We start from the raw sequence: 26,816 nt of genomic DNA, 5'->3' as shown, positions 1-26,816 counted from the left end.
CGGACGACCTGAGATGTGAAGGTGACACGCGATGACGTTCGGCCCCCTGCGCCGCAGCCCGCTGGTCGGCCAGGCGGCCGAACGGCTTCGTGACCAGATCGCCGCCGGGCGCTGGCCGGTGGGCGCCAAGCTGCCCGGCGAGGTCGCGCTCGGCAAGGAACTGGGCATCGGCCGCTCGACCGTCCGCGAGGCGATCCGCGCGCTGGCGGGAGCCGGGCTGGTCGAGTCCCGGCAGGGGGCCGGCGTCTTCGTGATCGCCACCGAACCGGTCGAGGACCTGCCCGCGCGGCTGCGTCGAGCCTCGGCGGCCGAGGTCTACGAGGTGCGCAACCTGATCGAGGTGCGAGCCGCGATGTTGGCCGCGGAGCGGCGCACCGACGAGGACCTCGCCGCGCTGGACGCCGGCCTGGCCGCGCGGGCCGCCGCGCTCGGCGACGACGCGGCGTACATCGACGCGGACATCGCCTTCCACGCGAGCATCGTCGCGGCGGCGCACAACGAGGTACTGACCGACCTCTTCGCGGTCTTCCAGGTGACCATGCGGCCGAGCCTGCTCGACCTGCTCGCCGTCATGGACGAAAAGAACCTGCGAACCGCCTCCCCGGACCCGGGCGCCGACGCCCACGCGGCCATGGTCGCGGCAATCCGAGCGGGCGACGCGGAGAGGGCAGGCCGGGTGACGGAAGCGGAGCTGGCGGTAAGCCTGGGCATCCTGCGCGAGTAGGCGCGGGGCGCGGACTGGGCGGGGGTGTGGGCGCGGCGCGGGCAGCGCGCGGCGCGGGTGGCACACGGCCGCGTAGCGCGTCCCGCCCAGTCCGCGCCCCTCCGGTCCCTCGTGCCCCAGCGCGGCGACGCGCCGGCCCGCGCCGCGCGCCCCCTTCGGGAATAGCGCGGTCGGGATCTCGCTTTCACCCGGTGATTGACTGTTCAACTAATGAAAGAGTGGTCACCGTGCAGTTCGGGATCTTCACCGTCGGAGACGTCACCGTCGACCCCACCACCGGCCGGGAGCCCACCGAGCACGAGCGGATCAAGGCGATGGTGGCGATCGCGCTCAAGGCCGAAGAGGTCGGTCTGGACGTGTTCGCGACCGGGGAGCACCACAACCCGCCGTTCGTGCCCTCGTCGCCGACCACGCTGCTCGGCTACGTGGCCGCGCGGACCGAGCGGATCATCCTCTCCACGTCCACCACGCTGATCACCACCAACGACCCGGTGAAGATCGCCGAGGACTACGCGATGCTCCAGCACCTGGCCGACGGCCGGGTGGACCTGATGATGGGCCGGGGCAACACCGGACCGGTCTACCCGTGGTTCGGCCAGGACATCCGCCAGGGCATCCCGCTGGCGATCGAGAACTACGCGCTTCTGCACGAGCTGTGGCGCAACGACGTGGTCGACTGGGAGGGCCGGTTCCGGACCCCGCTCCAGGGCTTCACCTCGACCCCGCGACCGCTGGACGGCGTCCCGCCGTTCGTGTGGCACGGCTCGATCCGCAGTCCCGAGATAGCCGAGCAGGCCGCCTACTACGGCGACGGATTCTTCGCCAACAACATCTTCTGGCCCCGGGACCACTTCGTCCGGCTGATCAACCTGTATCGCGACCGCTTCGAGCACTACGGCCACGGCACGCGCGAGCAGGCCATCGTCGGGGTCGGCGGGCAGGTGTTCATGCGGAAGAACTCGCAGGACGCGGTGCGCGAGTTCCGTCCGTACTTCGACAACGCGCCGGTGTACGGCCACGGTCCGTCGCTGGAGGAGTTCACCGACCAGACGCCGCTGACCGTGGGCAGCCCGCAGGAGGTGATCGACAAGACGCTGACCTTCCGCGACTCGTTCGGCGACTACCAGCGCCAACTCTTCCTGATGGACCACGCGGGACTTCCGCTGAAGACCGTGCTGGAGCAGCTCGACCTGCTCGGCGAGGAGGTACTCCCGGTGCTGCGCACGGAGTTCGCGGCCCGACGCGGAGCCGACGTGCCCGCGGGCCCCACCCACGCGGCGCTGGTGGCCCGGCGGGACGAGGCCGCGGCGGAGAGCGCCGCGAACGAGAGCGCGCCCGCGCTCTGACCGGCCGTACGTACCGCCGTACTCACCCCACCGAGAGAAAGGAAGAAGGATCACCATGGCGCAACCCGTCAAGCTCGTGGTCGTCTCGGCCGGACTGGGCAAACCCTCGTCCACCCGCATGCTCGGCGACCGACTGGCCGAGGCCACCGGGCGGCAGCTGCTCGATCGGGGTGTCGAGGCCGATGTCCACACGGTCGAACTGCGCGACGTCGCGGTGGACATCGCCCACAACCTGGTCACCGGATTCCCGCCGCCGGGACTGCGCGCCGCGATCGAGACGGTCACCCGCGCGGACGCGCTGATCGCGGTCACGCCGATCTTCACCGCGTCCTACAGCGGGCTGTTCAAGTCCTTCTTCGACGTGCTGGACAACTCCGCGCTGACCGGGAAGCCGGTACTGATCGCGGCGACCGGCGGTACCGCGCGCCACTCGCTGGCCCTGGAGCACGCGCTGCGCCCGCTGTTCGCCTACCTGCGGGCCACGGTCACACCGACCTCGGTGTATGCGGCGACCGGCGACTGGGGCGCGTCGGCGGGCGCCGGCGACGACCTGGCCGCGCGGATCGCCCGCGCCGGCGGCGAACTCGCCGACCTCGCGGCGGGACTGCCCCGGGCCGCAGCTGCGCCAGCCGCGGAATTCGAGGAAGTGGTCCCGTTCGCCGAGCAGTTGGCCGCGCTGCGCCGCGGCTGAGGACGTCACGGGCGAGGACGCGGCGGACCGGAACGCCATGGACGGGGACGCCGCCTACGAGGACGGCCGCCCGGGCGCCGAAGACCCACTTCGGCGCCCGGGTCGACGATCGGCGCCCGGCTCAGGCCCGTTCGAACCACCGGCGCGGGTTGTCCACCAGCATCGCGGTTACATCCGGGTCGGGCACGCCGTGCGCGCGCAGCGCCGGAAGCACGTCGTTCAGCACGTGCCGGTAGTGCCAGTCCGGCAGCAGCGGCATCAACTCCGGGTCGATCCAATCGATATGGCACGCCGCGTCCTGGGACAGCACCATGCTCGACGCATACCCCCGACGGCACATCTCGACCACGATCGCGACCCGCTCCGCAAACGGCATCGTGGTGTCCAGGCCGAACCGGTCCATCCCCAACAGGTAACCCGCGTCGGCGAGTTCGGTCAGGTGATCGGCGTCGTCGGTGTCCCCGCTGTGCGCGAGCTGCACGCGTGCGGCGGGCACGCCCTCCTCGGTCAGCACCCGGCGTACGTGTGATCCGGTCCGGCTGCGCGGGTGGGTGTGCACCATGATCGGCACGCCCGTCTCCAGATGCGCCCGGGCCACCGCGCGCAACACCCGCTCGACGCCGCCGGTCAGGCCCGGTTCGTCGATCGCGCACTTGAGCAGCGCGGCCTTGACCCCGGTGCCCTGGATGCCCTCGCGGATGTCCCGGACGAACAGGTCGACCATCGGATCCGGCAGACCCGGCAGCGCGCCCGGGCCTCGATGGCGGAAGAAGGCCGGGACGTCGACGTACGTGTAGATTCCGGTCGCGACCACGATGTTGAGGTCCGGGACCTGTTCGGCGATCCGCCGCACGCGCGGCACGTTCCGCCCGATCCCGTCCACCGTGGGGTCCACGATGGTGGTCACACCGGCCGCCCGCAGCGCTCGCAACCGCTCGACCGCGTCCGCGACCCGGGCCTCCTCGTCCCAGTCCGGGGACCAGTTGGCCTGGCTGTCCGGGGTCAGCACGAAGATGTGCTCGTGCATCAGGGTCGTGCCGAGCGCGGCGGTGGGCACCGGCCCGAGCACCGTCTCGATCTCGTTCACCGGCACCTGCGGCTCCTTCGGCTGCGTCGGCTGCGTCGCGCCGGCCAAGCCTGCGGCACGGCGCCGCCGTCTCGAACCGGATGATCAGCCTTCCTGCCCCCTGCCGTCCTTCGCAAATTCCAGACGGGCCTGGAGTTTGCGCATTCCGGCCAGCCAACGATCGGGATCGGCGGCCCGCCCCGCGTACATCCGGGCCACCTCGGGGTGTGGCAGAACCAGGAACGGCGCGTTGTTCGTGATCGCCTCGGCGACCACCTCGGCGACCTCCGCCGGATCGACCGCGCCGTCGTTCAGCAGCAGCGCCGCGGCCTCGCCGGTCGCGCCGAGCAGCGCGGTGCGCACGCCCAGCGGGCAGACCGCCTGCACGGTGATGCCCTTGGCGCCGTAGGTGATCGCCATCCACTCGGCGAACGCGTACGCCGCGTGTTTGGTGACCGAGTACGCCGACGCGTCCAACATGGTGAGCAGGCCGGCGGCGGAGACCGTGGTGACCAGGTGGCCGCGGCCCCGGGCCAGCCAGGCCGGGGTGAGCAGTCGCGCGGCGCGTACGTGTGCCATCACGTTGACGTCCCACGAGCGGTCCCACGACTGCTCCGAGGCGTCCAGGCCCATGCCCTCGCCGATGCCGGCGTTGGCGCAGTAGATGTCGATCTCGCCGCCGAGCGCCTTGCGGGCACCGGTGATCAGCGCCGCGACGCCCTCCTCGCCGGCCGCGTCGCCCGGCAGTGCGATGCCGTCGATGTCGGCGGCGACCGCACGGCACGCGTCGGCGTCCAGGTCGTTGACCACCACACGCGCGCCGTCGGCGGCGAAACGCCGGGCCAGCGCCGCGCCGATCCCGGCGCCGGAGCCGGTGATCACCACATTGGCGCCGGCGAGCGCGGTCATCCGACACCGCCGGACAGGCTCACGCCGCCGTCGACCAGCAGCGTCTGACCGGTGATCCAACCCGCCTGCTCGGACAGCAGGAACGCCACCGCGCCGGCCACGTCCTCGGGCACGCCCAGCCGGGCCATCGGATAGGCCGCCGCGACCTCTTCCTCACGGCCCTCGTACAGCGCGGTCGCGAAGACGGTCTTGACCACGGCCGGCGCCACCGCGTTCACCCGTACCCGCGGCCCGAGTTCGCTCGCGAGTTGGGCGGTCAGGTGGGTCAGCGCGGCCTTGCTGACGCCGTAGAAGCCGATCCCCTGGGCGGGCCGCTCGCCGGCGAGCGAGGACACGTTGACGATCGCGCCGCCGTGCTCGCCCAACCACGCCTTGTGCACCCGCTGGGTCCAGGCGAGCGCGGCGAGCAGGTTGACCTCCAGGATCTTGCGCCCGGCGTCCAGGTCGAGTTCCACCAGCGGGCCGTACACCGGGTTGATGCCGGCGTTGTTGACCAGCATGTCGATCCGGCCGAACGCCTCCAGGGTCGCGGTCACCGCGGCGTCCTGGTGGACCGGGTCGTGCGCCTTGCCGGCGACGCCGATCGCGTGTTCGGGGCCGCCGAGCGAGGCGACCACCTCGGCCAGCGTGTCCGCGCCGCGCGCGGTCACGCAGACCCGGTCGCCGCGCGCGACCAGGGCCTGGGCGATGCCCAGGCCGATGCCTCGGCTCGCGCCGGTGACGATGGCCACGGGACGGGACGACTCGCTCACTGGGCGGCTGCCTCTCGGTAGGACTTGAGCTCGCGGTGGGCGAGCGAACGACGATGTACCTCGTCCGGCCCGTCGGCCAGGCGCAGCGTGCGCGCGTGCGTCCACAGCGACGCGAGCACGAAGTCCTGGGACAGGCCGCCCGCGCCGTGCGCCTGGATGGCCTTGTCCAGGATCCACTCGACGGTGAGCGGCGTGGCGATCTTGATCGACTGGATCTCGCGGTGCGCGCCGCGGTTGCCGACGGTGTCCATCAGCCACGCGGTCTTGAGTACGAGCAGGCGCAACTGCTCGATGCGCACCCGGGACTCGGCGATCCACTCCTGGATCACGCCCTGATCGGCGAGCGGGCCGCCGAACGCCTCGCGGGCGACCACCCGTCGGCACATCAGCTCCAGGCCGCGCTCGGCCATCCCGATCAGCCGCATGCAGTGGTGGATCCGGCCCGGGCCCAGCCGGGCCTGCGCGATGGCGAAGCCGTCGCCGGCGTTGCCGACCAGGTTCGCGGCGGGCACCCGTACGTTGTCGAAGACCACCTCGGCGTGACCACCGTGCGGCCCGTCGGTGTAGCCGAAGACGTGCATCCCGCGGCGGATGCGCACGCCCGGGGTGTCGCGCGGGACCAGGATCATGCTCTGCCGGCGGTGGCGTGGCGCGTCCGGGTCGGTCTTGCCCATCACGACCAGGATCTCGCAGGTGGGCGCCATCGCGCCGGAGGACCACCACTTGCGGCCGTCGATTACGTACTCGTCGCCGTCGCGGACGATGCGCGTGGTGATGTTGGTGGCGTCGGAGGAGGCGACGTCCGGCTCGGTCATGCAGAACGCCGAGCGGATGGTGCCCTCCAGGAGCGGCTTCAGCCACCGCTCCCGCTGCTCGGGAGTGCCGAAGTCGTGCAGCAGTTCCATGTTGCCGGTGTCGGGCGCGGCGCAGTTGAGCGCCTCGGGGCCCAGGTGCGGACTGCGCCCGGCGATCTCGGCCAGCGGCGCGTACTGGAGGTTGCTCAGACCCGCGCCCTCGGCGCCCGGCAGGAACAGGTTCCACAGGCCGCGCTTGCGGGCCTCGATCTTGAGCTCCTCGATCACCGGTGGCCGGCCCCACGGATCGGCGCCCGGCTCGGCCACCTGCTCGGTGAACACGGCTTCGGCGGGGTACACGTGCTCGGTCATGAACGCGAGCAGTCGCTCACGCAGTTCCTCGGTCCGTGCGTCGTAGCTGAAGTCCACCGGCGCCTTCCTCTCCCTGGTCGCGGACGACGCGGACGTTTCGTGGCCCGTAGGGTGCGCGAAACGTGCCGTGCGCGAAATACGGTACCGACCGGTCGGTATCTTGGCTAGGGTAGCGTCGAACGCTCCCTCGAAAGGTTGGACATCATGGCGGCTAGAGGTCGCGGAAACGCGGCACCGGTACTGTCCGAGGCCGACGAGACACCCCTGCCACAGCGGCTGCTGCGGATCGCCTCGCGGATGTTCGCCGAGCGCGGCTTCGAGAGCACCTCGGTCCAGGAGATCGTGGCCGCCGCCGGGGTCACCAAGGGTGCGATGTACCACTACTACGCGTCCAAGGACGACCTCCTGGTGGAGATCTACCACCGGATGCTCGCGATGCAGACCGAGCGGCTGAACACCATCGCGGACGGCACCGAGCCGGTCGTGGACCGCCTGCGCGAGGCGGCGGCGGACGTCGTGGTCACCACGCTGGGCAACATCGACGACGCGGTCGTCTACTTCCGCTCGATGCACCTGCTCGCGCCGGACAAGCGCAACGAGATCCGGGCCGAACGGCGGCGCTACCACGAGCGCTTCCGCTCGCTGATCGAACAGGGCCAGCGCGAGGGCCTGTTGCGCGCGGACGTGTCGGCCGACATCGCCACGCACAACTTCTTCGGCGGCGTGCACCACCTGAACAGCTGGTACCAGCTCGACGGGCCGATGTCCCCGCGCGAGGTGGGCGACGTGTTCGCGGACCTGCTGCTGCATGGGCTGGCGCCGACGACGGGGGAGCGGTAGGAGGGCGGCCGGCGTGGCGGAATTCGTTCGCGTGGGAGGGTGCGAGGCGTCGAGAATCGACCATGCTCACTGATCATTGGCCGGTGTTCGGCCTACGGTTGACCACGCCTCGACTGGAGCTTCGACCGGCGAGCCAGGACGACCTGGTGGAACTCGTGGAACTGGCCGCGCGCGGCATCCATCCCCCCGACCGGATGCCCTTTGCCAAGCCGTGGACGCGTCAGGCCCAGCCGGCCTTCGCCCGCAACGGTCTGAAGCACTACTGGGCCACGTGGGCGAACTGGCAACCGGACGACTGGCGGCTGATCCTCGCCGTCGTACACGAGGGCGTGATCGTCGGTACCCAGGACTGCGGCGCCAAGGACTTCGCCCGCCGGCGCGAGGTCGGCTCGGGCTCCTGGCTGGGCCTGGCCCACCAGGGCCACGGCTTCGGTACGGAGATGCGCGCCGCGATGCTGGAGCTGGCCTTCACCGGCCTCGGCGCCCACTGGGCCGTCTCCTCGGCGCTCCTCGACAACGTCCCCTCCCTCGCAGTCTCCCGACGCCTCGGCTACACCGACGACGGCCTCGAAATCCTCCCGGCCGACGAATCCGGCCCCCCACGCCCGGTCCGCCGCCTCCGCCTGACCCGAGACGCCTGGCACGAACACCGCACAATCCCAACCAAGATCGAGGGCTTGGCGGCATGCCGAGAGATGTTCGGCTGCCCCTCGGAAGCGGTTCCGGAGGCGTAGGGGTCGGCCGGGTCGAGTCAGCCTTGGAGGGCGTCGGTCAGCGCTGTCCATGAGGTCACGCCGATGAGGAGTTGACCCACGCTCGGCTCCTTCGAGTCACGTACCGGGACGATGCCCGGGCGATCGTCGCGGACCTCGACGCAGTTGCCTTGATCTCCGTTGCTGTACGAGCTCTTGCGCCACGTGGTGACGTCTGCGTCTTGGGTTCGGTGCATGGTTGCAACTCCTTGATGGTTGCCCGGATCATCGCTGCCGACTCTTTCGGGGAAAGGCATAGGCGCGTAGCCGATCGTATGACGTGAGCCGGTGGTCGGTTCCCGCGATTCTCGGCCGGTCTGCGGGCGTACCGTGGGGTCAGCGCCTACCTCGCCGGGAGTCCGAACCATGCAAGACAGCATTGGGGATCGCATCGCGCGGTTGCGCCTGCGGAGGGACCACACTCAGGAGTCGCTCGCTGCCGTTGCGGGAGTCTCCGTCGATGTCGTTCGCAAGCTGGAACAGAACCAGCGACTCACGGCCCGGCTCGCGACGCTCAACGCGCTCGCGAGGGCGCTCGACGTGGAAACGTCGATCCTGATCGGGCAGCCGACCACGTTCGAGGGCGCGGCGCACCGGGATCCCCTACCGAGCCTGCTGGCGCTCCGGCGGGCCGTGACTCCGGTCTCCGAGTTGATCGAAGACGAGATGGAGGTCGCCGACGGGGAATCGCCGTCCGTCCTGGATCTCCGGGCGTCGCTGAGGTCGACGGAGGTGATCCGGCGCGAAGGGAAGTTGTCGGAGATCGCCGCCGTATTGCCGCGCCTCATCTCGGACGCTCGCTCCGCGACGCGCGAACACTCCGGCGCCGACCGCGCCGCCTCGTTCGCCATCCTGGCGGAGGCGTACCAGGTCGCGGCGACGACTCTGGCCGCGTTCGGCAAGGAGGACGCCGCGTATACGGCGATGGAGCGAGCCGGGATCGCGGCCCGGCACTCCGATGACCCCCGACTCGAAGTCATGGGCATGTCGACGCTGTCGTGGATCTTCAGCAAGCAGGGCCGGATAGACGACGCACAGCGGGTGGCCGAGGCAACCGCGGAGAAGATCGAGCCGTCGTGGACGAAGACACCGCTGATCGACGTGGCCCTGTGGGGCATCCTGCTGCTACGCGCCGCCTCGGCCGCCGTACGCGCGGAGCGCAAGGACACCGCCGCCGAACTCCTGCGCCTTGCCAACGCCGCCGCTGCCCGGATCGGCACCGACCGCATCGACTACGCCACCCCGTTCGGCCCCACCAATGCCGGTGTCGCCACGGTCAACGCCTTCGTCGAAATGGACCGACCCGAACAGGCGTTGGCCGAAGCACGGCGCATCACCGACCTGACCAGCCTGCCGCCCACGTGGCAGGCGCGGTACTACGTCGACCGCGCACTCGCCCACATCGACCTCGCAAACGACGACCGGGCAACCCGCGCCATGCTCAAGGCCGAACACACCGCCCCCGAATGGATGCGCTACCACGCCACATCCCGCCGAGTAGTCGCAGACCTCGCCTCCCGCGAGCGCCGCCGTTCGGCCCCGATCCTCGCCCTCGCCGACCGCTTGCAGATCGGCACCGGGTAGGACGCAACGTCCTACCTCGCGAGCAAGGTGGCCCATAGCGTCCCTGGTCTCGCCGGGCAGTGGTTTCTACGTTCACAGGTACACCAATTCGCCCGAAAGGCTCGGGAGTTCCTGTGACACATCAAATCGGATGGACCCAACGCGGTTCGGTGCGCATGCCGAGCGGCGGGGAGCGCGACGGGCAGGACGAGCGGTTGTGCTTGCTGGTCCGAGAGTGGGTCGGTGGGCGGGGCGCCGAGACTCCCTCGTTCGCCCCGTCTCCGGTGCCGTTTCGGCGCGCGTGGCTACGTTCGCGTCGGTTGGCGGTGCGGTTCCGTGGGCTGCGCTCGGGTGGGCGGAACGCCCGATGACCACTCGACAGCGGGCATCCGGGAGTACGCAGGAGGATCTCGACTTGGGCCACGCGTTCTTCGAGCGCTACCGGCACGCGTGGTGTCGCGACGCCTATTCGGGCCGAGAGGGTGTGCTCATGGACGTGCGCGGGCGGCAGGTTCACCTACGGCTGCGCAGCGGAATCGAATTCGCCTGCTGGGTGCGGGACTTGGTCATTCTTCGGCCGCCTCCGCCGATTCTGTACCGGAGCGTGAGATACGTCGGCGTGGAAGACGCGACCCTCCGGCCGGACGGCACGCTCACGGAGTTGTGCGCCGTGGACAAGGGCATGTTGGCGACGGTTCAACCGCCGCTCGGCCCCGAGTGGTTCGCATTGTTGTCCGACCTGGAGCGAGTCGGCTGCCCGTTGGGCGCGGTGGCCGATTGGTCGGAACCTCCTTTCCTGCTCGACGAGGAGGAGCGATGACGGCGAATTCGATGCCACCACCGACCGACACCGGCTCGACCTACAAAAACTCGGGAGGTACGACGATGGGGAATCACGCCAAGGACGACAAGGACGGCGACGCCAAGACCCCCCAACGACAGCGCGATGGCCAGTGGGACAGGCCCGTGCCGCCGGAGGACAAGGACCGCGACAAGGAGAGGGACAAGTGAGTGCCTTGGTCGACTGGGACGGCGTGTTCGCGGACACGCCCCGGCGCTCGTACGTCCCGGCGGCGGTGTGGGGGAATGACGACGTCCGGATCGACCGCGACACCGACCCCGAGGCGTGGGCGGAGGCCGTGGCGGCCGACATCCCGCTTGTCACCCAGATGGATGACGGCATGCCGGGCGGGAGCCTGATCCCGACGTCGTCGTCGTCGCAACCCTCCCTCGTGCGGCACATGCTCGAACAACTCGACGTCGACCCGAGTCACGACATCCTCGAAATCGGTACCGGCACCGGATGGTCCACGGCGCTGTTGGCCACCGCGCTCACGGCCGGCCGGGTGACCTCGATCGAAGTGGATCCCCTCGTTGCGATCCAGGCGCAAAAGTCCCTGCATGACGCCGACTTGAAGCCGAGCCTGATCGTCGGCGACGGGTTGCTGGGCTACCGGGAAGGCGCCCCCTACCACCGGCTCATCGCCACCATGGCGGTACGGAACGTGCCCTACGCGTGGGTGGAGCAGGTCCGGCCCAAAGGGGTGATCCTCACCCCCTGGGGCACGGCCTTCCACAACTCCGGACTCCTGCGCCTGGTCGTCGCGGCCGACGGCACGGCGTCGGGCCGGTTCGTGGGGAACGTCAACTTCATGTGGGCCCGGTCGCAGCGTCCGAGGTTCGAGACCCGGCGCTTCGTGGGCGACGTGATCGCGGACCCGAGCGCGGGCAGGGTCCGCCACATGACGACGGATCCGCGTCCCCGTCAGGAGGAGCACGCGGATTTCGCGATCGGGCTGCGGCTGCCCGACGTCGAGCAACGCACGTTCTTCGGGTCGGGCGCGCACGCCGGGGAGTTCACCACGTGGTACGCCGACGGACAGTCCTGGGCGTCCGTCGACTACGTACCGGACGCCCCCTCGTTCGAGGTGAACGAGGGCGGCCCGCGCGATCTGTGGCGGGAGATCGAGGCCGCCTACCAAGCGTGGCGGGCGCGGGGTGAGCCCCCACGCGAAGAACACGGCCTCACCGTGACGGTCGATGGCCAATGGACATGGCACGACGGGCCGCTTGGTCGAGTGGACTGCGGGCCGTCGATCCTGCGGAAGGCCCTCTAGAGGATCGGAAGGATCAGCCCCGACTCTCCGAGTCACACAGCGTCGGGGCTGTTCCGACCTCGGCGTCGGCCACGGTGCGTCGGTGGGGCGGCCGGGGGAAATCGGCGGCGGGAGTCGGGTGCCGGTCGCTGTATGGCCGCCCCCCGCCGCTCACATCGTTCGGGTCGGCGGCATGCCCGAGTGTCCCGAGGCCGGCGTCTTGATCGCCAGGATCTGGTTGACGCCGATGCGGTTTTGTTCGAAGGCCAGGGCCGAGGCCGCCATGTACAGGCGCCAGACGCGGACCCGGCCGGGGGAGGTGAGGCGGGTGGCGCGCTCCCGGTCGGCCTCCAGGTTGGCCACCCACGCGCGCAGCGTGGTCGCGTAGTGCTCGCGCAGCGCGTGTACGTCGCGGACCTCGAAGCCCGCCTCCTCCAGGACCGACACCGTGCGGCCCACCGGCGCCAGTTCGCCGTCGGGGAAGACGTAGCGGTCGATGAACTCGTCGACGCGGTAGGCCGCTTCGTTCGGCGCCGGGCGTCTGGCGATCTGGTGGTTGAGCAGCCGGCCGCCGGGGCGCAGGAGTTCGTACAGCGAGTCGGCGTACTCGCGGAAGCGGATCCGGCCCACGTGTTCGGCCATGCCGATCGAGGAGATCGCGTCGTAGGGGCCGTCGGCGTGTTCGCGGTAGTCCTGGATTCTGATCTCGACCCGGCCGGTCAGGCCCGCCTCGGAGACCCGTTTGCGAGCCAGGTCGGCCTGTTCGCGCGAGATGGTGATGCCGACCACCTGGACGCCGTAGTGCTCGGCGGCGTGCAGCGCCATCGAGCCCCACCCGCAGCCCACGTCCAGCAGGCGCATTCCCGGGCCCAGGGCCAGCTTGCGGCAGATCAGGTCGAGCTTGGCCCGCTGGGCGTCCTCCAGCGTCGCGTCGGGGCGGTCCCAGTAGGCGCACGAGTAGACCATCGAGGGGCCCAGGATCAGCGCGTAGAAGTCGTTGCCGACGTCGTAGTGGTGCCGGATCGCCTCCTGGTCGCGCCGCACGCTGTGCAGTATGCCCTGGCGGCGACGGACCTCCTCGACAGGCGCCGGCGGCGGTACCGGCAGTCCGGTCAGGGTGAGCGCCTCGCCCATCGGGCGCAGCGCGCCCAGCGCGGCCCGCACGGACGGGAGCGGGCCCTCGGCGCGGCCGGCGTGGGCCTTGGCCGCCGGTGCGCCGCCGGGCGGCGGTTGGTCGCGGTGCAGGGCGATGCCGGCCAGCCGGTCCAGCGCGTCGTACAGGTCGCCGTCCACGTCGAGATCGCCGGAGACCCAACCGCGGGCGAAGCCCAGCTCGCCCGGCTTCCACATCAGCCGGCGCAGCGCGCGTCGGTTGCGAACGACCAGGGCCGGCCCGTCCGGCGGCCCGGCCTCGCTGCCGTCCCAGGCCCGGATCCGGATCGGCGTGGGGCGCCCGAGTACCTGCTGGGCCAGCGCGGCCAGACGGTCGGCGGTGTGCGGCATGACGGATTCCTCCGCGGTGTGGAACCCCGGACTCCCGAGCCGGGTGACACCTTTTTCCTACCCCGACGAACCGGGACCGCGAACGGAATTGCTCCGTCCGGGGTGGATCACCGCCCCGGACGGAGCACGATGCGAGATAATCGCACCGCCGTCACAGCACCTTGGACAGGAACGCCTTCGTGCGCTCGTGTTGCGGGTTGGTCAGCACCTCGCGCGGCAGGCCGGCCTCGACGACGAGTCCGTCGTCCATGAACACCAGCGAGTCGCCGACCTCGCGGGCGAAGCCCATCTCGTGGGTGACCACGATCATCGTCATGCCGTCCTCGGCGAGGCCGCGCATCACGTCCAGGACCTCGCCGACCAGTTCGGGGTCCAACGCGGAGGTCGGCTCGTCGAACAACATCAGCTTGGGGTCCATGGCCAGCGCCCGGGCGATGGCCACCCGCTGCTGCTGGCCGCCGGAGAGCTGGGCGGGGTAGGCGTTCGCCTTGTCGGCCAGGCCGACCCGGGCCAGGAGCTGGTGGGCGCGCTCCCGGGCGTCGGACCTGCTTATGCCCTTGACCTGGGTGGGCGCCTCCATGATGTTGCCCGCGGCGGTCATGTGCGGGAAGAGGTTGAAGCGCTGGAACACCATGCCGATGTCGCGCCGCTTGAGCGCGACCTCGCTGTCCCGGAGTTCGTAGAGCTTGCCCTCCTTCTCCCGGTAGCCGACGAGTTCGCCGTCCACCCACAGCCGCCCGGCGTTGACCTTCTCCAGGTGGTTGATGCAGCGCAGGAAGGTGGACTTGCCGGAGCCGGAGGGGCCGACGATGCACATGACCTCGCCGGATCCGACCTCCAGGTCGATGCCCTTGAGCACCTCCACCGCGCCGAACGACTTGCAGACGTCCTCGGCCTTGACCATCGGTCGCCCGGGATCGGCCGCCTTGGGCGCGGGCTTGTCGAAGTTGGTCGTCATCGGATCTCGACTCCCGAACGCCGGGTGGGGAACAGGTTGGCCCTGATCCGCTGGAGCGGGGTGGGCGGCAGCGCCCGGCTGGCCCCACGCGAGAAATAGCGTTCCAGGTAGTACTGGCCGATGCTGAAGACCGTGGTGAGCAGCAGGTACCAGAAGCAGGCCGCGAAGAGCAGTTCCATCACCGCGAGGTTGTTGGTGTACACGTCCTTCGCCTTCTGCAGCACCTCGGGGTACACCACGGCGCTGGCCAGCGAGGACGTCTTGAGCATGTTGATGAATTCGTTCCCCGTGGGCGGCACGATCACCCGCATCGCCTGGGGCAGCACGATCCGTCGCAGGGTACGGCCCTTGGACATGCCGAGCGCGTGCGCCGCCTCGGTCTGACCCTCGTCGACGGACTGGATGCCCGATCGCACGATCTCGGCCATGTACGCGCCCTCGTTGATGCCGAGGCCGAGGAACGCCGCCATGAACGGGGTGATCACGTCGTTGGTGTTCTGGCCGAACATGGTCGGGAAGACCAGCGCGAGGTTGCCCCAGATGAGCAACTGGACCAGGACCGGGGTGCCGCGGAAGAACCAGATGTAGACCGAGGAGACGGTGGAGGTGACCGGGTTGCCGGACAGCCGCATGATCGCCGCGACGATGCCCAGGACCAGACCGAGCGCCATCGAGGCGAGGCTGATCAGGAGCGTGTTGCCGGCGCCCTTCATGATCTGGTCGTCGAACAGGTACTTGCCGGTCATGCTCCATTGGATCTTCGCGGTCGCGAAGGCGTTGATCAGCAGGCCGACCCCGACCAGGACCACGACGGCGGCGACCCAACGCCCGTAGTGCGGCACCGGGATCGCTTTGATGTGTTCCCGCTTGGCCGGCTGTTTGTCGGCGGCGGGGGTTGGGGGCGTGGTCACGGGAAGGTGACCTCCTCTTGGAGCACGAGTGCGGAAGCGGGCGCGGAGGGACCGAGGGAACGGTCCGCCGGTCCGGCCCCGCCGCCGCGGGGCGGCGGGCCGGACCTCGGATCAGGAAGTGCCGCCGTTGATGGTCACCTCGTTGACGGCCCCGGCCTCGACCTTCCAGTTGGCCAGGATCTTGGCGTATTCGCCGTTCTTGATCAGAGCCTCCAGCGCCGACTTCAGCGCCTGCTGGAGCTGCGTGTTGTCCTTGCCGACGCCGATGCCGTAGAGGCCGGCGTCGATCTGCTCGCCGGTGACCTCGAAGTCCTTGCCGCCACCGGAGGTCTGCGCGTTGTACGCGGCGACCGGGAAGTCGTTGAGGTCGGCGACGGAGGCGCCGGTCTTGAGCTTGAGCAGGGCCTCGCCGTCGTGCTCGTACTTCTGGATCGTGATCGCGCCCTTGCCCGCTTCCTCACACTTCTTGGACTGGGCGATCGCGACGTCCTCGTTGGTCGTCGCCTGCTGCAACGCGACGGTCTTGCCGCACAGGTCGTCGAGGGTCTTGATGTTCTGCGGGTTGCCCTTCTGCACCAGGATCGAGGTACCGGCGCGGAAGTAGTCCACGAACGCGAGCCCCTGGCCCTGGCGCTCCTTCTTGTCGGTCATCGCGGACATGACCATGTCGAAGCGCTTGGAGGTGATCCCGGTGATCAGCGAGTCGAACTGGGAGTTCTTGTACTCGTACTTGACGCCGAGTTGCTTGCTGAGCGCGGCGGCCAGCTCGGGGTCGACACCGACCGCCTTGCCGTCCTTCATGAACTCGATCGGCGCGTACGCGATCTCCGAGCCGATCTTGAGCTTGCCGGACTTCTGGACGTCCGGCGGGAGCATCTTGAAGAACGGCGCGTTCTCGTCCTTCTTGCCGAGCGCGCTGTCGCCGCCGTCGTCCCCACAGCCGGTCAGGAGCATGGAGCCCGCGACCAAGGTTGCGGCGCAGGCGATCAGGCGGCGGTGGGTAAGGCGTCCGCTCATGTGCGGGTTCCTCCAGGTATGAGGGGACAACAGGGGGATCGGCAGGGCACGAGCCGGCTTGCGGTGCCCGATCTGCGGGCGGTTTGTGTGAATCCGGGATCGAGCTATGGGCATGAATGATTTCCTGGTGCTCTGAACTGGACAATGGGACAGATTGTTAAATACGAAGATCCAATTTGACAGTATGTCAAGCAGCGATGGGGACATTTCATCCGATCAGCCGCTTTTCCGGGGCATATCGAAACGGTTCTGGCCGGGCCCGGTCTACGCGCATTGGCGTGATGATCGTCGGACCCGACGTGATCCGGGTCGCGCGATGCCGGTACCTCTGCGCAGCAGCAGGGCCACGTCGATCGCGGCGACGGCGATCGCGGTGACGAACGGGACCCCGGGACGCCGGCCGCCGAGCAGCGCACCCGCGCCGGCCAGGGCGCCGGCGCCGGCCAGGGCGAGCCGGCCGGCCCGGTCCGGCCGGCCGTACGCGAGCAGCGCGGTGGCGCCGAGCAGCGGCAGCGGGGTGAGTGCGCGAATGCGGGCCGGGCCGAGCCGGTGCGGCAGCCCGTGTACGCCGCCCGTACGGTCGGCATCCAGGTCCGGCAGGGCGTCGGCCAGGTGCGCGCCGCAGCCCAGCAGCGCGGCGGCGGCGACGATCCACCACGTGGGCGCCGGCCGCCCGGGCAGCCCGAACGCGACGAACGCGGGCAGGCCGGCGAAGCCGACCGCATAGGGCACCCAGGACCAGGCGGTGCCCTTGACCCCGAGGTCGTAGGCCCACGCGGCTCCCACCCCGACCACATGCGCGGTGCCCGCCGCCGGTCCCGACGCATAGGACAGCGGTACGCATGCCACGAGCGCGGCTCGGGCGGCGAGCGCCACCCGTTCGGGCCCGACCAGGCCGGCGACCACCGGCTTGCCGGTCCGTTCGGCGGCCCGATCGCGGGCGGCGTCCACCGCGTCGTTGCACCACCCGACCGACAACTGGCCGCTGAGCACCGCCGCGCCGACCAGTGCGCAGCCTTTGGCGTCCCGGCCGGCCGCGGCGGCCAGCGCGGTCACCAGGGCCGTGACCGCGACGGTCGGGCCGGGGTGGCAGGCGAGCAGGAGACCGAGGACGGGGGCGCGTTCGTGGGGGTGCCCGGGTGTGATCACGGTCGGGTGGCTCGACGTCGCGGCTTCGCTCACGAGGGTGACCTTTCCGGGAGATCGGTGCGGGGCCGGCGCATGCGGGCCGCGAGCGCGGGCAAACAACGTGGGTTCGCTGTTCCCGCCGGGCACCGTGCCGGCGTTCCCGATTGCCGGCGGTTGCGATCGCTGCCGTTCCGCCTCCCGCCGTCGTCCCGCCGCGCCGTCCGCCCTCGTCTTCCGCCTCACCTTGTCGTCCCCGCTCTTCTATCGCCCTCGTCGTCGCCTCGGCAGGTGATTCGGCCACCCGGTGTGAACCCGCACCCGTTCAGCGCAACCGCCGCCTTGGCCATCCCCGTTCGCCGTCCAGCATTTCCGCTCCCTCTCCCTCATCCCGTCGGGGGTACGCCGTGACCCGCATCGCCGCCGTCCGTGGTGCACTGCCGCCGCACCGATACCCGCAAGCCGAGATCACCGAGACGTTCGCGGCGATGTGCCTGCCGGCGGGCGCCGATCGCCGCGTCCTGAACCGCCTGCACGCGAGCGCCCGGGTGGACACCCGCCACCTGGCCCTACCCCTGGACCACTACGCCAAGCTGGACGACTTCGGCGCGGCCAACGACGCATATCTGGACGTCGCGGTCGAACTCGCCGCCGAGGCGACCGAGTCCGCACTCGGCGCCGCCGGGTTGAGCGCGCGCGACGTGGACCTGATCGTGTTCACCACGGTGACCGGAATCGCGGTCCCCTCGATCGACGCCCGCCTGGTCGGGCGGCTCGGCCTGCGCCCCGACGTCAAGCGACTGCCGGTGTTCGGCCTGGGCTGCGTCGCGGGTGCCGCCGGGATCGCCCGGGTACACGACTACCTGCGCGGGTGGCCCGAGCACGTCGCGCTGCTGGTCTCCGTCGAGTTGTGCTCGCTCACCCTCCAGCGCGCCGACGCCTCGATGGCCAACCTGGTCGCGGGCGCGCTGTTCGGCGACGGCGCGGCGGCGGTGGTCGCCTGCGGGGACGCGCGCACCGGCCCCGGGCACGGACCGCGCGTGGTGTCCAGTCGTGGTCGGATGTACCCGGACTCGGGCCGGGTGATGGGCTGGGACGTGGGCGGCTCCGGCTTTCGGATCGTGCTGGGCTCGGACGTCCCCGACGTGGTCCGCGAGTACCTGGGCGGCGACGTGCGAGCCTTCCTCGCCGAACACGAGCTGACCGCGGCCGACATCACCGCGTGGGTATGCCACCCGGGAGGGCCCAAGGTGCTCGAAGCGGTCGCCGAGACGCTCGAACTCCCGGCCGGCGCGCTGGACCTGACATGGCGTTCGCTGGCCGCGACGGGAAACCTGTCGTCCACCTCGGTACTGCACGTGCTGCGCGACACGATGGCCGCCCGACCCGAACCGGGAACGTCGGGCCTGATGATCGCGATGGGCCCGGGGTTCTGCTCCGAGCTCGTCCTCTTGGAGTGGTAGGTCGGGGATGTACTGGTATTTCGCACTGGTGGGCCTGGTCGCCCTCGAACGCGTCGCCGAGTTGGCGGTGGCCCGACGCAACCTCGCCTGGAGCCTGGCCCGGGGCGGCGTGGTCAGCGGACGGCGGCACTATCCGCCGATGGTCGTGCTGCACGTCGGCCTGTTGGCCGCATGCGTGCTCGAAGTGTGGTCCGCCGACCGGCCATTCGCGCCCTGGTTCGGATGGACCATGGTCGCCCTCGTGCTCGCCGCGCAGGCGCTGCGCTGGTGGTGCGTCACCGCGCTCGGCCCACACTGGAACACGCAGGTGGTGGTCGTGCCGGGGCTGCCGCTGGTGCGCCGCGGGCCGTACCGGTGGACCCGGCTGCGGCATCCGAACTACCTCGCGGTCGCGGTCGAGGGCCTGGCGCTGCCCCTGGTGCACGGCGCGTGGGTCACCGCGCTCGTGTTCACCGGGCTCAACACCGCGCTGATGGTGGTCCGGATCCGCTGCGAGTCGGCCGCGCTGTCGACGGCGACCGCGTGATCGACCTGCTCGTCGCGGGCGGCGGGCCGGCCGGCCTGGCGACCGCGATCCACGGTGCGCTCGCGGGGCTGCGCGTGGTCGTGGTGGAGCCGCGGCCGGCCCCGGTGGACAAGGCGTGCGGCGAGGGGCTGATGCCCGCGGGCGTGACCGCGCTCGCCCGGCTGGGCATCACGCCCGCCGGACGGCCGTTGGCCGGGATCCGGTACCTGGACGCCAGGCACGCGGTCGAGGCCCGGTTCCGGGCGGGTCCGGGGCTGGGCGTACGACGCACCACGCTGCACGCGGCGTTGTACGAACGGGCGTCGGCGCTCGGGGTCGAGCACCGGGTCGGCCGGGTCGGCGACGTGCGGCAGGACGCACACGGGGTGGCCGCCGCCGGACTGACCGCGCACTGGCTGGTCGCGGCGGACGGCCTGCACTCGCCGATCCGAGCCGCCCTCGGGCCCGCGCGACCGGATCGCCGAGCCCGGCGGTACGGCCTGCGCCGGCACTTCGCGGTCGCCCCCTGGACGGACTTCGTCGAGGTGTACTGGTCGCCGCACGGCGAGGCGTATGTGACGCCGGTGGGACCGGACCTGGTCGGCGTCGCGGTGCTCGGGCCGCGCGGGCGGCCCTACGACGACCACCTGGCCGCGTTTCCCGCGCTGCGGGCCCGGCTGGCGGGCGCGGCGGCCGGCGACGTACGCGGCGCGGGGCCGCTGCGCCGCCGGGTCCGCACCCGGGTCGCGGGCCGCGTCCTGCTGGTCGGCGACGCGGCCGGCTACACCGACGCGCTCACCGGCGAGGGCATCGCCCTGGCCCTGGCCTCGGCCCGGGCCCTGGTCGCCGCCCTCGTCACGGGCCGCCCCGAGCGCTACGAGGCCGACTGGCGCCGCCTGTCCCGCCGCCACCGCCTCCTCACCGAGACCCTCCTCACCGCCCGGGCCCACCCGCACACGGCCCGCCTGATCGTCCCCGCGGCCCACCGCCTGCCGGCGGCGTTCAACACGATCGTGAACGCGTTGGCGTAGGCCGGGCCGCCGTACCGGCACGACCGCCGGACGGGCGACGGCACCGCCCGCACGACCGGCTCGCTACTCGCCCTCCGCCGGCGGCAGCGAGCGGCACAGCGCCTCCACCGCTGCCGGGTACGAGTGGTCCGGGGGCGTCGCGTAGCCGACCACCAACCCGTCCGGAGCCGGGCCCGTCGCGTCCGGGTGGCGGAACGTGGAGAGGCCGTCGAGAGCCAGGCCCTGCCACGTGGCGGCCTTGACGGTGGAGGACTCGGTGCCCGGTGGCAGGCGCAGGACGGCGTGCAGGCCGGCGGCGATGCCGGTCGCGGTGACGTGCGGGGCGTTTTCGGCCAACGCGGCGAGCAGGTGGTCGCGGCGGGCGCGGTAACGCTGGCGCATCCGGCGAATGTGCCGGTCGTAGTGGCCGCCCTCGATGAAGTCGGCGAGGGTGAGCTGATCGGTGACGCCGGCCCATGCCTCGCGCAGGCCCTTCACCGCCAGGACGTCCTCCACCAGGTGCTCGGGCAGCACCATCCAGCCGAGCCGGATCGCCGGGGACAGGCTCTTGCTGACCGAGCCCACGTACACCACGCGGTCCGGATCCATCCCCTGGACCGCGCCCACCGGACGCCGGTCGTAGCGGAACTCGCCGTCGTAGTCGTCCTCCAGCACGATCCCGCCCTGGGCCCGCGCCCAGTCCAGCGCGGCGACCCGCCGCTCGGGCGACAGCGGGCCGCCGGTGGGGAACTGGTGCGCCGGGGTCAGCACCGCCACACGCGCGCCCGACAGGACGGGTGACGCGTCGGTATCGGCGCCGTGTTCGTCGATGCGCAGGGGCAGCGTGCGGACGGACGCGGCGGCCAGGATCGAGCGGTGGAAGGCGAGCCCATACGACTCCACGGCGGCCGGCCCGCGCAGCACGCCGGCGAACAGCAGCCGCAACGCGTGCGCGAAGCCCGAGCAGATCACGATGCGATCCGGGTGGGTACGCACCCCGCGCGCCCGCGCCAGGTAGTCCGTCAGCGCGGCCCGCAACTCCGGGCGTCCCTGCGGATCGCCGGGCCCGAACGCCTCGTTCGGCGCGGCGTTCAGCGCCCGGCGGGCGGACGCGACCCACGCGGTACGCGGGAAGGACGCCGCGTCCGGCTGCCCCTGGCGCAGATTGTGCGTGGAGCCGGCAGGCCGCGCCGGCAGCCCGGTCCGGGCACGGCGGCGCGGCGCGGCGAGCGGTTCGGCCCGGCGGGCGACTCGGGTACCGGAGCCCTGACGCGCCGTCAGCCAGCCCTCCGCGACCAACTCGGCGTACGCGTCGGCGACCGTGTTGCGGGCGATGCCCAGATCGGCCGCGAGCGACCGGTACGGCGGCAGCGGTGTGTCCGGAGCCAGCCGACCGGTGCGGATCGCCTCACGGATCGCGCGGATCAGCACGGCCCGCCGGCTTCCCGTACCCGACAACTCAAGGTGCAGGTCGCGGCCGATCCACTCGGCTGAATTGACCTCGATTTCCGACATGGAACTGCACCCTATACCGGGTCGCTTCCGCGCCTAGATTCGTCGTCATGAGCAGCGAACGCCGCACCGACCGGCCCGCCGAGGCCGACCTCGAACCCCATCCCCGCCCCGACCCCGGAGCCGTCCGGGTCGACTTCGCCCGCGCCGCGCCCAAGGCGTTCAAGTCGCTGATCGGCTTCGACGTCGCCGCCCGGGAGGGGCTGGACCCCGCGCTGGTCGAGCTGGTCCAGGTCCGCGCCTCGCAGCTCAACGGCTGCGCGTACTGCCTGCACATGCACTGGACCGACGCGCACAAGGCGGGCGCGGGCGACGAACGCCTGGCCCTGGTCGCGCTGTGGCGAAACGCCCCGCACCTGTTCACCGAGCGGGAACAGGCCGCCCTCGCGCTGACCGAGGCGCTGACCCTGGTCGCCGCCGACGGCGTCCCGGACCACGTCTACGCCCGCGCCGCGGACCGATTCGACGAGTGCGAACTGGCCCGCCTGATGGCCCTGATCCTCACCATCAACACCTGGAACCGAATCGCGATCGGCACCGGCAAGGTCGCCGGCACCGACGAACGGGGGAAGCAGCGATGACCACCACCACCACCACCACGGGCACCGAGAGCGAAACGAAGACCGGGAACACCACGAACCGCCGGCGCCCCGCGCTGATCCTGGCCCTGCTCGCCTTCGCCCAATTGATCATCTCCGTCGACTACAACATCGTCTACGTCGCGCTGCCCCAGATCGGCGACGGCCTCGGCTTCACCGCGCAGAGCCTGCAATGGGTGGTCAGCGCCTACGCCGTCGCGTTCGGCGGCCTGCTGCTGCTCGGCGGCCGGGCCTGCGACCTGTACGGACCACGCCGGATGTTCGTCCTGGGCCTGGCGCTGTACGCCGGGTCCTCGCTGGCCGGCGGCCTCGCCGGTGACCCCGGGCTGCTGATCGCGGCCCGCGCGGTGCAAGGGGTGGGCGGGGCCTTCCTGTTCCCGGCGACGCTGACCCTGGTCGGCACCCTGTTCGCCGAGGGCAAGGAGCGCAACCGGGCGTTCGCGGTGTGGGGCGCGGCGGGTGGCAGCGGGATGATCGTGGGCTCGCTGCTCGGCGGGGTGCTGACCCAGTTCCTGGGCTGGCAGGCGGTGTTCTACGTCAACGTCCCGCTCGCCGGCGCCGCCGCGCTGACCGCGCTCCGGCTGATCCCCGCGGACGGCGCCCGGCGCGCCGACCGCCGCTTCGACCTGGCCGGCGCACTCACCTCCACCATCGGCACCATCGCGATCGTGTTCGCCTTCGTCCAGGCCCCCGAGTCGGGCTGGACCTCCGCGCCGATCCTGGCGAGCGTCGCCTTCGGGGCGGTCCTGATCGGCGCCTTCCTGGCCGTCGAACGCCGCAGCCCGGACCCGCTGATGCCGCTGCGCCTGCTGCGCGGTCGCAACCTGAGCACCGGCATGGCGGTCACCTTCCTCTACATGGCGACGATCGGCACGCTCGCCTACTTCCTCACCGTCTACTTCCAGGAGGTCAAGGGCTACACCGCGCTGGAGACCGGCCTGGCGTACCTGGTCCCGATGCTCGCGATCACCGCCGGCTCGCTGCTCGGCGGCCGGGCGGCGACCCGGTTCGGAGCGCGCACCGCGATGATCGCGAGCCTGCTCGTCGGCGCGGCGGGCACCGTCGTGGTGGGCCTGTCGATGTCCGCAGACGGCTCGTACGCGTCCATGGTCCCCGGCTTCGTGATCCTGGGTCTGGGGCAGGGCGCCGGCTACACGCTGATGTTCGGCGCCGCCGCGGTCGGCGTGGCCGGCCACGAGCAGGGCATCGCGTCCGGCATGGCCTCCACCGCCCAGCAGATCGGCGGCGCGGTGGGCCTGGCGATCCTGGTCGCGGTGGCCAACGCCCACTCGTCGACGCCGGCCGGGCTGCGTACGGCGGTGCTGATCGCCGGCGCGGGCGTCGGCGCGACCGCCCTGGTGGCACTGCGCTTCGCCCGCGGCGCCGCGGCATCCGTGCCGGTCGCGACCGGCACGCCGACCACCGATTCGGCGGCCCGGATCCCGGCGGTGCGGTGATCGCGGGTGGATCGCCCACCCCGTACCGGGACCTCGGCCCGAGGGCGGTTCGCGCACCCGCGAACCGCCCTCGGGCCGAGGCTCGTTGCCCGCGGCCCCGCGACCGGCCGTTACGGCTTGCGGGCCACCGCGCCCAGGACCAGGCGCTTGGTGACCGACAGGGTCGCCTCGTCCACCGGCTCCTCGGGACGCCACAGGTCGATGTAGACCAGGCCCGGTTCGGCCGTCTCGAGACCGTCCAGGTAGGCCGCGATCTCCTCGCGCTCGCGGAAGCGCCCGCTCTTGTGCGAGCCCTGCATCACCTGCTCCATCCGCTCCGACTCCGGGCCGCTGCGCAGGAAGTGGGTCAGGAACAGCCAACTCCCGGACGGCAGCGCGTCGAGGTAGGTGCGCAGCAGGCCGGCCGGGTCCTCGTCGTCGTTGATGTGGTGGATCACCCCGAGCAACATCAGCGCGACCGGCCGATCGAAGTCGATCAGGCGCAGCACGTCCGGGTTCTTCAGGATCGACGCGGGCTCACGCAGGTCGGCGGTGATCACCGTGGTCCGCTCGTTCTCGGCGAGCAGTGCGCGACCGTGCGCGAGCACGATCGGGTCGTTGTCCACGTAGACCACGGTGGTCTCCGGGGCCAGTGCCTGGGCGACCTGGTGGGTGTTCTGCGCGGTCGGCAGCCCGGACCCGATGTCGACGAACTGCCGGATGCCCTGCTCGACCAGGAATCGCACGCCCCGGTGCAGGATCCGGCGATGCGCGCCGGCGTCGTGTTCGAGGTCGGGCGCCACCTCGATCAACTTCCGGGCCACGGCGCGGTCGGCGGCGTAGTTGTCCTTGCCGCCGATCAGGAAGTCGTAGATGCGCGCGACGCTCGGCACGTTGACGTCGATTCCGGCCGGCGGCCGCTCGCCGGCGGGCTCGGTGGACCACACTCGGTCTCCAGTGTTCTCGGACATGATCTCAACACCTTCGGGCCGCCGATCGGGGGTGGTGCGGCACACCGCCGATGGTAAACCGCAGGTAACGCCCCCCGTCATCAATTGCCGTCCCATCGACGGCAGTTCGCGTCCAGGCAAGCGAACAAGTCGGGTGATGTACGCCCCTGCCGGATATGCGCAAGGCCCATCCGCCGACCGACGCCCCGACGGGCTCGGCATCGGCGAGAGAGGTATCCCGCGCCCTCGGCCGCCGCGTTAATCCGGCGACACCGCCGACCGGGCCACCTACGCTGACCATCTCCTCGGGTGGCCGTCTACCACCCGCCGTACCCGGCGCGACCAACGCGCCCGCAACCAAGGGAGTTGCCGCCATGCCGCGCACCCTCGTCCGAGACCTGTCCGAGCATCCGGGTGAAACGGTCACCGTGCATGGTTGGATCGATACGCTCCGGCTGCAACGCCGCATGCAGTTCGTCGTCCTGCGCGACCACACCGGGCGGGTCCAGGTCACGCACGCGCGGGCCGGCGCCGACGACCCGATCGAGGCCGCGTTCGAGCAGGCCACCGTCGAGTCGGCGGTACGGATCACCGGCAAGGTGGTGACCAACGAGGTGGTCCGCCTCGGCGGCCTGGAACTGCTCCCCGAACGGGTCGAGATCGTCTCGCCCGCCGAACCCGGACTGCCGATCGACGCGCACACCGGCCCCGAGCGCCGTCTCGACTGGCGCTTCCTGGACCTCCGCCGTCCCGACCGGCGACTGGTCCTGGACGTACAGACCACGGTCGAGCAGGCGATGCGCCGGGTCACCGCGGCGGAGGGCTTCACCGAGTTGCACACGCCCAAGCTGATGGGCACGGCGTCCGAATCCGGCGCCGAGGTGTTCACCGTCGACTACTTCGGCCGCCCCGCCTACCTGGCCCAATCGCCACAGTTCCACAAGCAGATGGCCATCGCGGCCGGCGTCGACAAGGTCTTCGAGATCGGGCCGGTTTTTCGCGCCGAGCCGTCGTACACGTCCCGACACGCCACCGAGTTCACCGGTGTCGACGCCGAACTGGCCTGGATCGACGGCGTCGAGGACGTGATGGCCTTCGAGGAGCGCCTGCTGGGGGCGGTACTGGCCGACGTCCGGGCCGTCCACGGCGCGGCGATCGAGGATCTTCTCGGCATCGAGGTCACCGTCCCCGAGCGGCCGTTCCCGCGGATCACCATGGCCGACGCGTTGGCCCGACTGCGTGCCGAGGGCTGGGACCCGGCGGGCACCAGGGTGGACCTGGACCCCGAGGGCGAACGAGCGCTGTGCGCGCGGATCGCGGCGGAGACCGGACACGAGTTCGTCTTCGTGACCCGCTTCCCGGCCGGGATCCGGCCGTTCTACCACCTGCGCCCGGACGAGGACCCCACCGTCACGGAGAGCTTCGACCTGCTCTGGAAGGGCGTCGAGATCACCACGGGCGCACAACGCGAGCACCGTCACGACCGGCTGCTCGGCCAACTGCGGGAAAAGGGCATGGACGCCGCACCGCTCGCGTCCTACCTGGACTGCTTCCGCTACGGCATGCCGCCGCACGGGGGCCTGGGCCTGGGGCTGAGCCGACTGCTGATGTTGCTGTTGGACCTGCCCTCGATCCGGGACGCGACATTCCTCTTCCGCGGCCCGCACCGGCTGGCGCCCTGACGACGCGGCCCGCGGGTGTGGCGCCGGGTACGGACGGAGGCCGCCAAGGTGGCGGTCCGTCCGTACCCGGGGTCCTGCCTAGTCCAGGTAGTCGCGCAGCACCTGGGAGCGGGACGGGTGGCGCAGCTTCGACATGGTCTTCGACTCGATCTGGCGGATCCGCTCCCGGGTGACCCCGTAGACCTTGCCGATCTCGTCGAGCGTCTTGGGCTGACCGTCGGTGAGCCCGAAGCGCATCGA

28 protein-coding genes are annotated in these 26,816 nt (G+C 71.3%); 15 read left to right on the top strand and 13 right to left on the bottom strand.

Going from position 1 to position 26,816, the window contains the following annotated elements; translation table 11 throughout:
- Positions 1-31: 31 nt before the first annotated feature.
- From A3IC_RS0130650 to A3IC_RS0130640, 3 genes are all read left to right on the top strand, one after another.
- Entirely contained in the window at positions 32-724 is a 693-nt protein-coding gene (locus A3IC_RS0130650; protein ID WP_020553903.1) for a FadR/GntR family transcriptional regulator, read from the top strand.
- 227 nt (positions 725-951) lie between these two features.
- Positions 952-2,070, top strand: coding sequence for an LLM class flavin-dependent oxidoreductase (locus A3IC_RS0130645; protein WP_026218928.1), 1,119 nt, complete (start codon positions 952-954; stop codon positions 2,068-2,070).
- Positions 2,071-2,125: 55 nt separating this feature from the next.
- On the top strand, positions 2,126-2,761 hold the full coding sequence (locus tag A3IC_RS0130640) for an FMN reductase (RefSeq protein WP_020553901.1): 636 nt from the start codon (positions 2,126-2,128) through the stop codon (positions 2,759-2,761).
- 121 nt (positions 2,762-2,882) lie between these two features.
- On the opposite strand, the gene A3IC_RS0130635 is transcribed toward A3IC_RS0130640, so the two are convergent.
- From A3IC_RS0130635 to A3IC_RS0130620, 4 genes are all read right to left on the bottom strand, one after another.
- The gene (locus tag A3IC_RS0130635) at positions 2,883-3,854 is read right to left on the bottom strand and encodes a phosphotriesterase family protein (RefSeq protein WP_245599704.1); all 972 of its coding nucleotides are present in this window, start codon (positions 3,852-3,854) and stop codon (positions 2,883-2,885) included.
- Between the two features lie 78 nt (positions 3,855-3,932).
- Positions 3,933-4,736 carry an SDR family NAD(P)-dependent oxidoreductase gene (locus A3IC_RS0130630; protein WP_020553899.1) on the bottom strand — a complete coding sequence of 268 codons (804 nt, stop codon included), beginning with the start codon at positions 4,734-4,736 and terminating at the stop codon, positions 3,933-3,935.
- Positions 4,733-5,488 carry an SDR family oxidoreductase gene (locus A3IC_RS0130625; protein ID WP_040877412.1) on the bottom strand — a complete coding sequence of 252 codons (756 nt, stop codon included), beginning with the start codon at positions 5,486-5,488 and terminating at the stop codon, positions 4,733-4,735. Before A3IC_RS0130625 ends, A3IC_RS0130630 begins: the two co-directional genes overlap by 4 nt.
- On the bottom strand, positions 5,485-6,711 hold the full coding sequence (locus A3IC_RS0130620) for an acyl-CoA dehydrogenase family protein (protein ID WP_020553897.1): 1,227 nt from the start codon (positions 6,709-6,711) through the stop codon (positions 5,485-5,487). The genes A3IC_RS0130625 and A3IC_RS0130620 overlap by 4 nt, the downstream gene beginning before the upstream one ends.
- Before the next feature lie 147 nt (positions 6,712-6,858).
- Here A3IC_RS0130620 and A3IC_RS0130615 point away from each other — a divergent pair, with 147 nt between their 5' ends.
- Both A3IC_RS0130615 and A3IC_RS0130610 read left to right on the top strand, forming a co-directional pair.
- Complete coding sequence (locus A3IC_RS0130615) at positions 6,859-7,494, top strand: TetR/AcrR family transcriptional regulator (RefSeq protein ID WP_052173888.1); 636 nt, start codon at positions 6,859-6,861, stop codon at positions 7,492-7,494.
- Between the two features lie 62 nt (positions 7,495-7,556).
- Complete coding sequence (locus A3IC_RS0130610; protein ID WP_026218924.1) at positions 7,557-8,228, top strand: GNAT family N-acetyltransferase; 672 nt, start codon at positions 7,557-7,559, stop codon at positions 8,226-8,228.
- Between the two features lie 17 nt (positions 8,229-8,245).
- Here the strand turns inward: A3IC_RS0130610 and A3IC_RS0130605 are convergent, their stop codons facing one another.
- Positions 8,246-8,443 carry a DUF397 domain-containing protein gene (locus A3IC_RS0130605; RefSeq protein WP_026218923.1) on the bottom strand — a complete coding sequence of 66 codons (198 nt, stop codon included), beginning with the start codon at positions 8,441-8,443 and terminating at the stop codon, positions 8,246-8,248.
- Between the two features lie 169 nt (positions 8,444-8,612).
- Between A3IC_RS0130605 and A3IC_RS0130600 the strand changes: the two genes are divergently transcribed.
- The 4 genes from A3IC_RS0130600 (at position 8,613) to A3IC_RS57405 (ending at position 11,926) form a co-directional block, all read left to right on the top strand.
- The gene (locus A3IC_RS0130600; RefSeq protein WP_020553894.1) at positions 8,613-9,830 is read left to right on the top strand and encodes a helix-turn-helix domain-containing protein; all 1,218 of its coding nucleotides are present in this window, start codon (positions 8,613-8,615) and stop codon (positions 9,828-9,830) included.
- Between the two features lie 346 nt (positions 9,831-10,176).
- Positions 10,177-10,629: a hypothetical protein gene (locus A3IC_RS0130595; RefSeq protein ID WP_020553893.1), complete on the top strand. Its 453-nt coding sequence runs from the start codon at positions 10,177-10,179 to the stop codon at positions 10,627-10,629.
- A complete protein-coding gene (locus tag A3IC_RS65465) occupies positions 10,626-10,820 on the top strand; it encodes a hypothetical protein (protein ID WP_020553892.1) in 195 nt (64 codons plus the stop codon). Before A3IC_RS0130595 ends, A3IC_RS65465 begins: the two co-directional genes overlap by 4 nt.
- Entirely contained in the window at positions 10,817-11,926 is a 1,110-nt protein-coding gene (locus tag A3IC_RS57405) for a methyltransferase domain-containing protein (RefSeq protein ID WP_020553891.1), read from the top strand. Before A3IC_RS65465 ends, A3IC_RS57405 begins: the two co-directional genes overlap by 4 nt.
- A 150-nt stretch (positions 11,927-12,076) precedes the next feature.
- Here the strand turns inward: A3IC_RS57405 and A3IC_RS0130580 are convergent, their stop codons facing one another.
- The 5 genes from A3IC_RS0130580 to A3IC_RS0130560 form a co-directional block, all read right to left on the bottom strand.
- Complete coding sequence (locus tag A3IC_RS0130580) at positions 12,077-13,408, bottom strand: SAM-dependent methyltransferase (RefSeq protein ID WP_020553890.1); 1,332 nt, start codon at positions 13,406-13,408, stop codon at positions 12,077-12,079.
- Positions 13,409-13,559: 151 nt separating this feature from the next.
- Entirely contained in the window at positions 13,560-14,366 is an 807-nt protein-coding gene (locus A3IC_RS0130575) for an amino acid ABC transporter ATP-binding protein (protein ID WP_020553889.1), read from the bottom strand.
- Positions 14,363-15,277, bottom strand: coding sequence for an amino acid ABC transporter permease (locus A3IC_RS0130570; RefSeq protein ID WP_020553888.1), 915 nt, complete (start codon positions 15,275-15,277; stop codon positions 14,363-14,365). Before A3IC_RS0130570 ends, A3IC_RS0130575 begins: the two co-directional genes overlap by 4 nt.
- A gap of 111 nt (positions 15,278-15,388) precedes the next feature.
- Positions 15,389-16,294 carry an ABC transporter substrate-binding protein gene (locus A3IC_RS0130565; RefSeq protein ID WP_026218921.1) on the bottom strand — a complete coding sequence of 302 codons (906 nt, stop codon included), beginning with the start codon at positions 16,292-16,294 and terminating at the stop codon, positions 15,389-15,391.
- 264 nt (positions 16,295-16,558) lie between these two features.
- Positions 16,559-17,476, bottom strand: a complete 918-nt coding sequence (locus A3IC_RS0130560) for a UbiA family prenyltransferase (protein ID WP_020553886.1) — start codon at positions 17,474-17,476, stop codon at positions 16,559-16,561.
- Positions 17,477-17,826: 350 nt separating this feature from the next.
- Between A3IC_RS0130560 and A3IC_RS0130555 the strand changes: the two genes are divergently transcribed.
- From A3IC_RS0130555 to A3IC_RS0130545, 3 genes are read left to right on the top strand one after another with little or no spacing between them, the layout of a single operon-like run.
- Positions 17,827-18,882 carry a type III polyketide synthase gene (locus tag A3IC_RS0130555; protein ID WP_020553885.1) on the top strand — a complete coding sequence of 352 codons (1,056 nt, stop codon included), beginning with the start codon at positions 17,827-17,829 and terminating at the stop codon, positions 18,880-18,882.
- 7 nt (positions 18,883-18,889) lie between these two features.
- Positions 18,890-19,408, top strand: coding sequence for an isoprenylcysteine carboxyl methyltransferase family protein (locus A3IC_RS0130550; protein ID WP_020553884.1), 519 nt, complete (start codon positions 18,890-18,892; stop codon positions 19,406-19,408).
- Positions 19,405-20,418: an NAD(P)/FAD-dependent oxidoreductase gene (locus A3IC_RS0130545; protein ID WP_020553883.1), complete on the top strand. Its 1,014-nt coding sequence runs from the start codon at positions 19,405-19,407 to the stop codon at positions 20,416-20,418. Before A3IC_RS0130550 ends, A3IC_RS0130545 begins: the two co-directional genes overlap by 4 nt.
- Positions 20,419-20,481: 63 nt before the next feature.
- On the opposite strand, the gene pdxR is transcribed toward A3IC_RS0130545, so the two are convergent.
- The gene (pdxR, locus tag A3IC_RS0130540; RefSeq protein WP_020553882.1) at positions 20,482-21,912 is read right to left on the bottom strand and encodes a MocR-like pyridoxine biosynthesis transcription factor PdxR; all 1,431 of its coding nucleotides are present in this window, start codon (positions 21,910-21,912) and stop codon (positions 20,482-20,484) included.
- A gap of 47 nt (positions 21,913-21,959) precedes the next feature.
- Between pdxR and A3IC_RS0130535 the strand changes: the two genes are divergently transcribed.
- Together A3IC_RS0130535 and A3IC_RS0130530 are read left to right on the top strand one after the other, a co-directional pair.
- Positions 21,960-22,490: a carboxymuconolactone decarboxylase family protein gene (locus tag A3IC_RS0130535; protein WP_020553881.1), complete on the top strand. Its 531-nt coding sequence runs from the start codon at positions 21,960-21,962 to the stop codon at positions 22,488-22,490.
- Positions 22,487-23,965: an MFS transporter gene (locus tag A3IC_RS0130530; RefSeq protein ID WP_020553880.1), complete on the top strand. Its 1,479-nt coding sequence runs from the start codon at positions 22,487-22,489 to the stop codon at positions 23,963-23,965. Before A3IC_RS0130535 ends, A3IC_RS0130530 begins: the two co-directional genes overlap by 4 nt.
- Before the next feature lie 110 nt (positions 23,966-24,075).
- Here A3IC_RS0130530 and A3IC_RS0130525 read toward each other — a convergent pair whose 3' ends face one another.
- Positions 24,076-24,915, bottom strand: a complete 840-nt coding sequence (locus tag A3IC_RS0130525; RefSeq protein WP_026218920.1) for an SAM-dependent methyltransferase — start codon at positions 24,913-24,915, stop codon at positions 24,076-24,078.
- 353 nt (positions 24,916-25,268) lie between these two features.
- On the opposite strand from A3IC_RS0130525, the gene aspS reads away from it, so the two are divergent.
- On the top strand, positions 25,269-26,576 hold the full coding sequence (gene aspS, locus A3IC_RS0130520; protein ID WP_020553878.1) for an aspartate--tRNA(Asn) ligase: 1,308 nt from the start codon (positions 25,269-25,271) through the stop codon (positions 26,574-26,576).
- 78 nt (positions 26,577-26,654) lie between these two features.
- On the opposite strand, the gene A3IC_RS65460 is transcribed toward aspS, so the two are convergent.
- The coding region (locus A3IC_RS65460) for a sigma factor-like helix-turn-helix DNA-binding protein (protein WP_020553877.1) at positions 26,655-26,816 on the bottom strand (162 nt) is incomplete at its 5' end.

The organism is Embleya scabrispora DSM 41855 (genome assembly GCF_000372745.1).
Lineage (GTDB): Bacteria > Actinomycetota > Actinomycetes > Streptomycetales > Streptomycetaceae > Embleya > Embleya scabrispora.
This window is presented reverse-complemented; position numbering and strand designations above follow the sequence as displayed.

What these genes read in the sequence shown, in the direction of transcription:
- A3IC_RS0130535 (WP_020553881.1), top strand. Translation starts at nt 21,960, where the DNA reads ATGAGCAGCGAACGCCGCACCGACCGGCCCGCCGAGGCCGACCTCGAA.
- A3IC_RS0130615 (WP_052173888.1), top strand. Translation starts at nt 6,859, where the DNA reads ATGGCGGCTAGAGGTCGCGGAAACGCGGCACCGGTACTGTCCGAGGCC.
- aspS (WP_020553878.1), top strand. Translation starts at nt 25,269, where the DNA reads ATGCCGCGCACCCTCGTCCGAGACCTGTCCGAGCATCCGGGTGAAACG.
- A3IC_RS0130575 (WP_020553889.1), bottom strand. Translation starts at nt 14,366, where the DNA reads ATGACGACCAACTTCGACAAGCCCGCGCCCAAGGCGGCCGATCCCGGG.
- A3IC_RS0130595 (WP_020553893.1), top strand. Translation starts at nt 10,177, where the DNA reads ATGACCACTCGACAGCGGGCATCCGGGAGTACGCAGGAGGATCTCGAC.
- A3IC_RS0130610 (WP_026218924.1), top strand. Translation starts at nt 7,557, where the DNA reads ATGCTCACTGATCATTGGCCGGTGTTCGGCCTACGGTTGACCACGCCT.
- A3IC_RS0130630 (WP_020553899.1), bottom strand. Translation starts at nt 4,736, where the DNA reads ATGACCGCGCTCGCCGGCGCCAATGTGGTGATCACCGGCTCCGGCGCC.
- A3IC_RS65465 (WP_020553892.1), top strand. Translation starts at nt 10,626, where the DNA reads ATGACGGCGAATTCGATGCCACCACCGACCGACACCGGCTCGACCTAC.
- A3IC_RS0130600 (WP_020553894.1), top strand. Translation starts at nt 8,613, where the DNA reads ATGCAAGACAGCATTGGGGATCGCATCGCGCGGTTGCGCCTGCGGAGG.
- A3IC_RS0130550 (WP_020553884.1), top strand. Translation starts at nt 18,890, where the DNA reads ATGTACTGGTATTTCGCACTGGTGGGCCTGGTCGCCCTCGAACGCGTC.
- A3IC_RS0130580 (WP_020553890.1), bottom strand. Translation starts at nt 13,408, where the DNA reads ATGCCGCACACCGCCGACCGTCTGGCCGCGCTGGCCCAGCAGGTACTC.
- A3IC_RS0130605 (WP_026218923.1), bottom strand. Translation starts at nt 8,443, where the DNA reads ATGCACCGAACCCAAGACGCAGACGTCACCACGTGGCGCAAGAGCTCG.
- A3IC_RS0130565 (WP_026218921.1), bottom strand. Translation starts at nt 16,294, where the DNA reads ATGAGCGGACGCCTTACCCACCGCCGCCTGATCGCCTGCGCCGCAACC.
- pdxR (WP_020553882.1), bottom strand. Translation starts at nt 21,912, where the DNA reads ATGTCGGAAATCGAGGTCAATTCAGCCGAGTGGATCGGCCGCGACCTG.
- A3IC_RS0130650 (WP_020553903.1), top strand. Translation starts at nt 32, where the DNA reads ATGACGTTCGGCCCCCTGCGCCGCAGCCCGCTGGTCGGCCAGGCGGCC.
- A3IC_RS0130640 (WP_020553901.1), top strand. Translation starts at nt 2,126, where the DNA reads ATGGCGCAACCCGTCAAGCTCGTGGTCGTCTCGGCCGGACTGGGCAAA.
- A3IC_RS0130525 (WP_026218920.1), bottom strand. Translation starts at nt 24,915, where the DNA reads ATGTCCGAGAACACTGGAGACCGAGTGTGGTCCACCGAGCCCGCCGGC.
- A3IC_RS0130530 (WP_020553880.1), top strand. Translation starts at nt 22,487, where the DNA reads ATGACCACCACCACCACCACCACGGGCACCGAGAGCGAAACGAAGACC.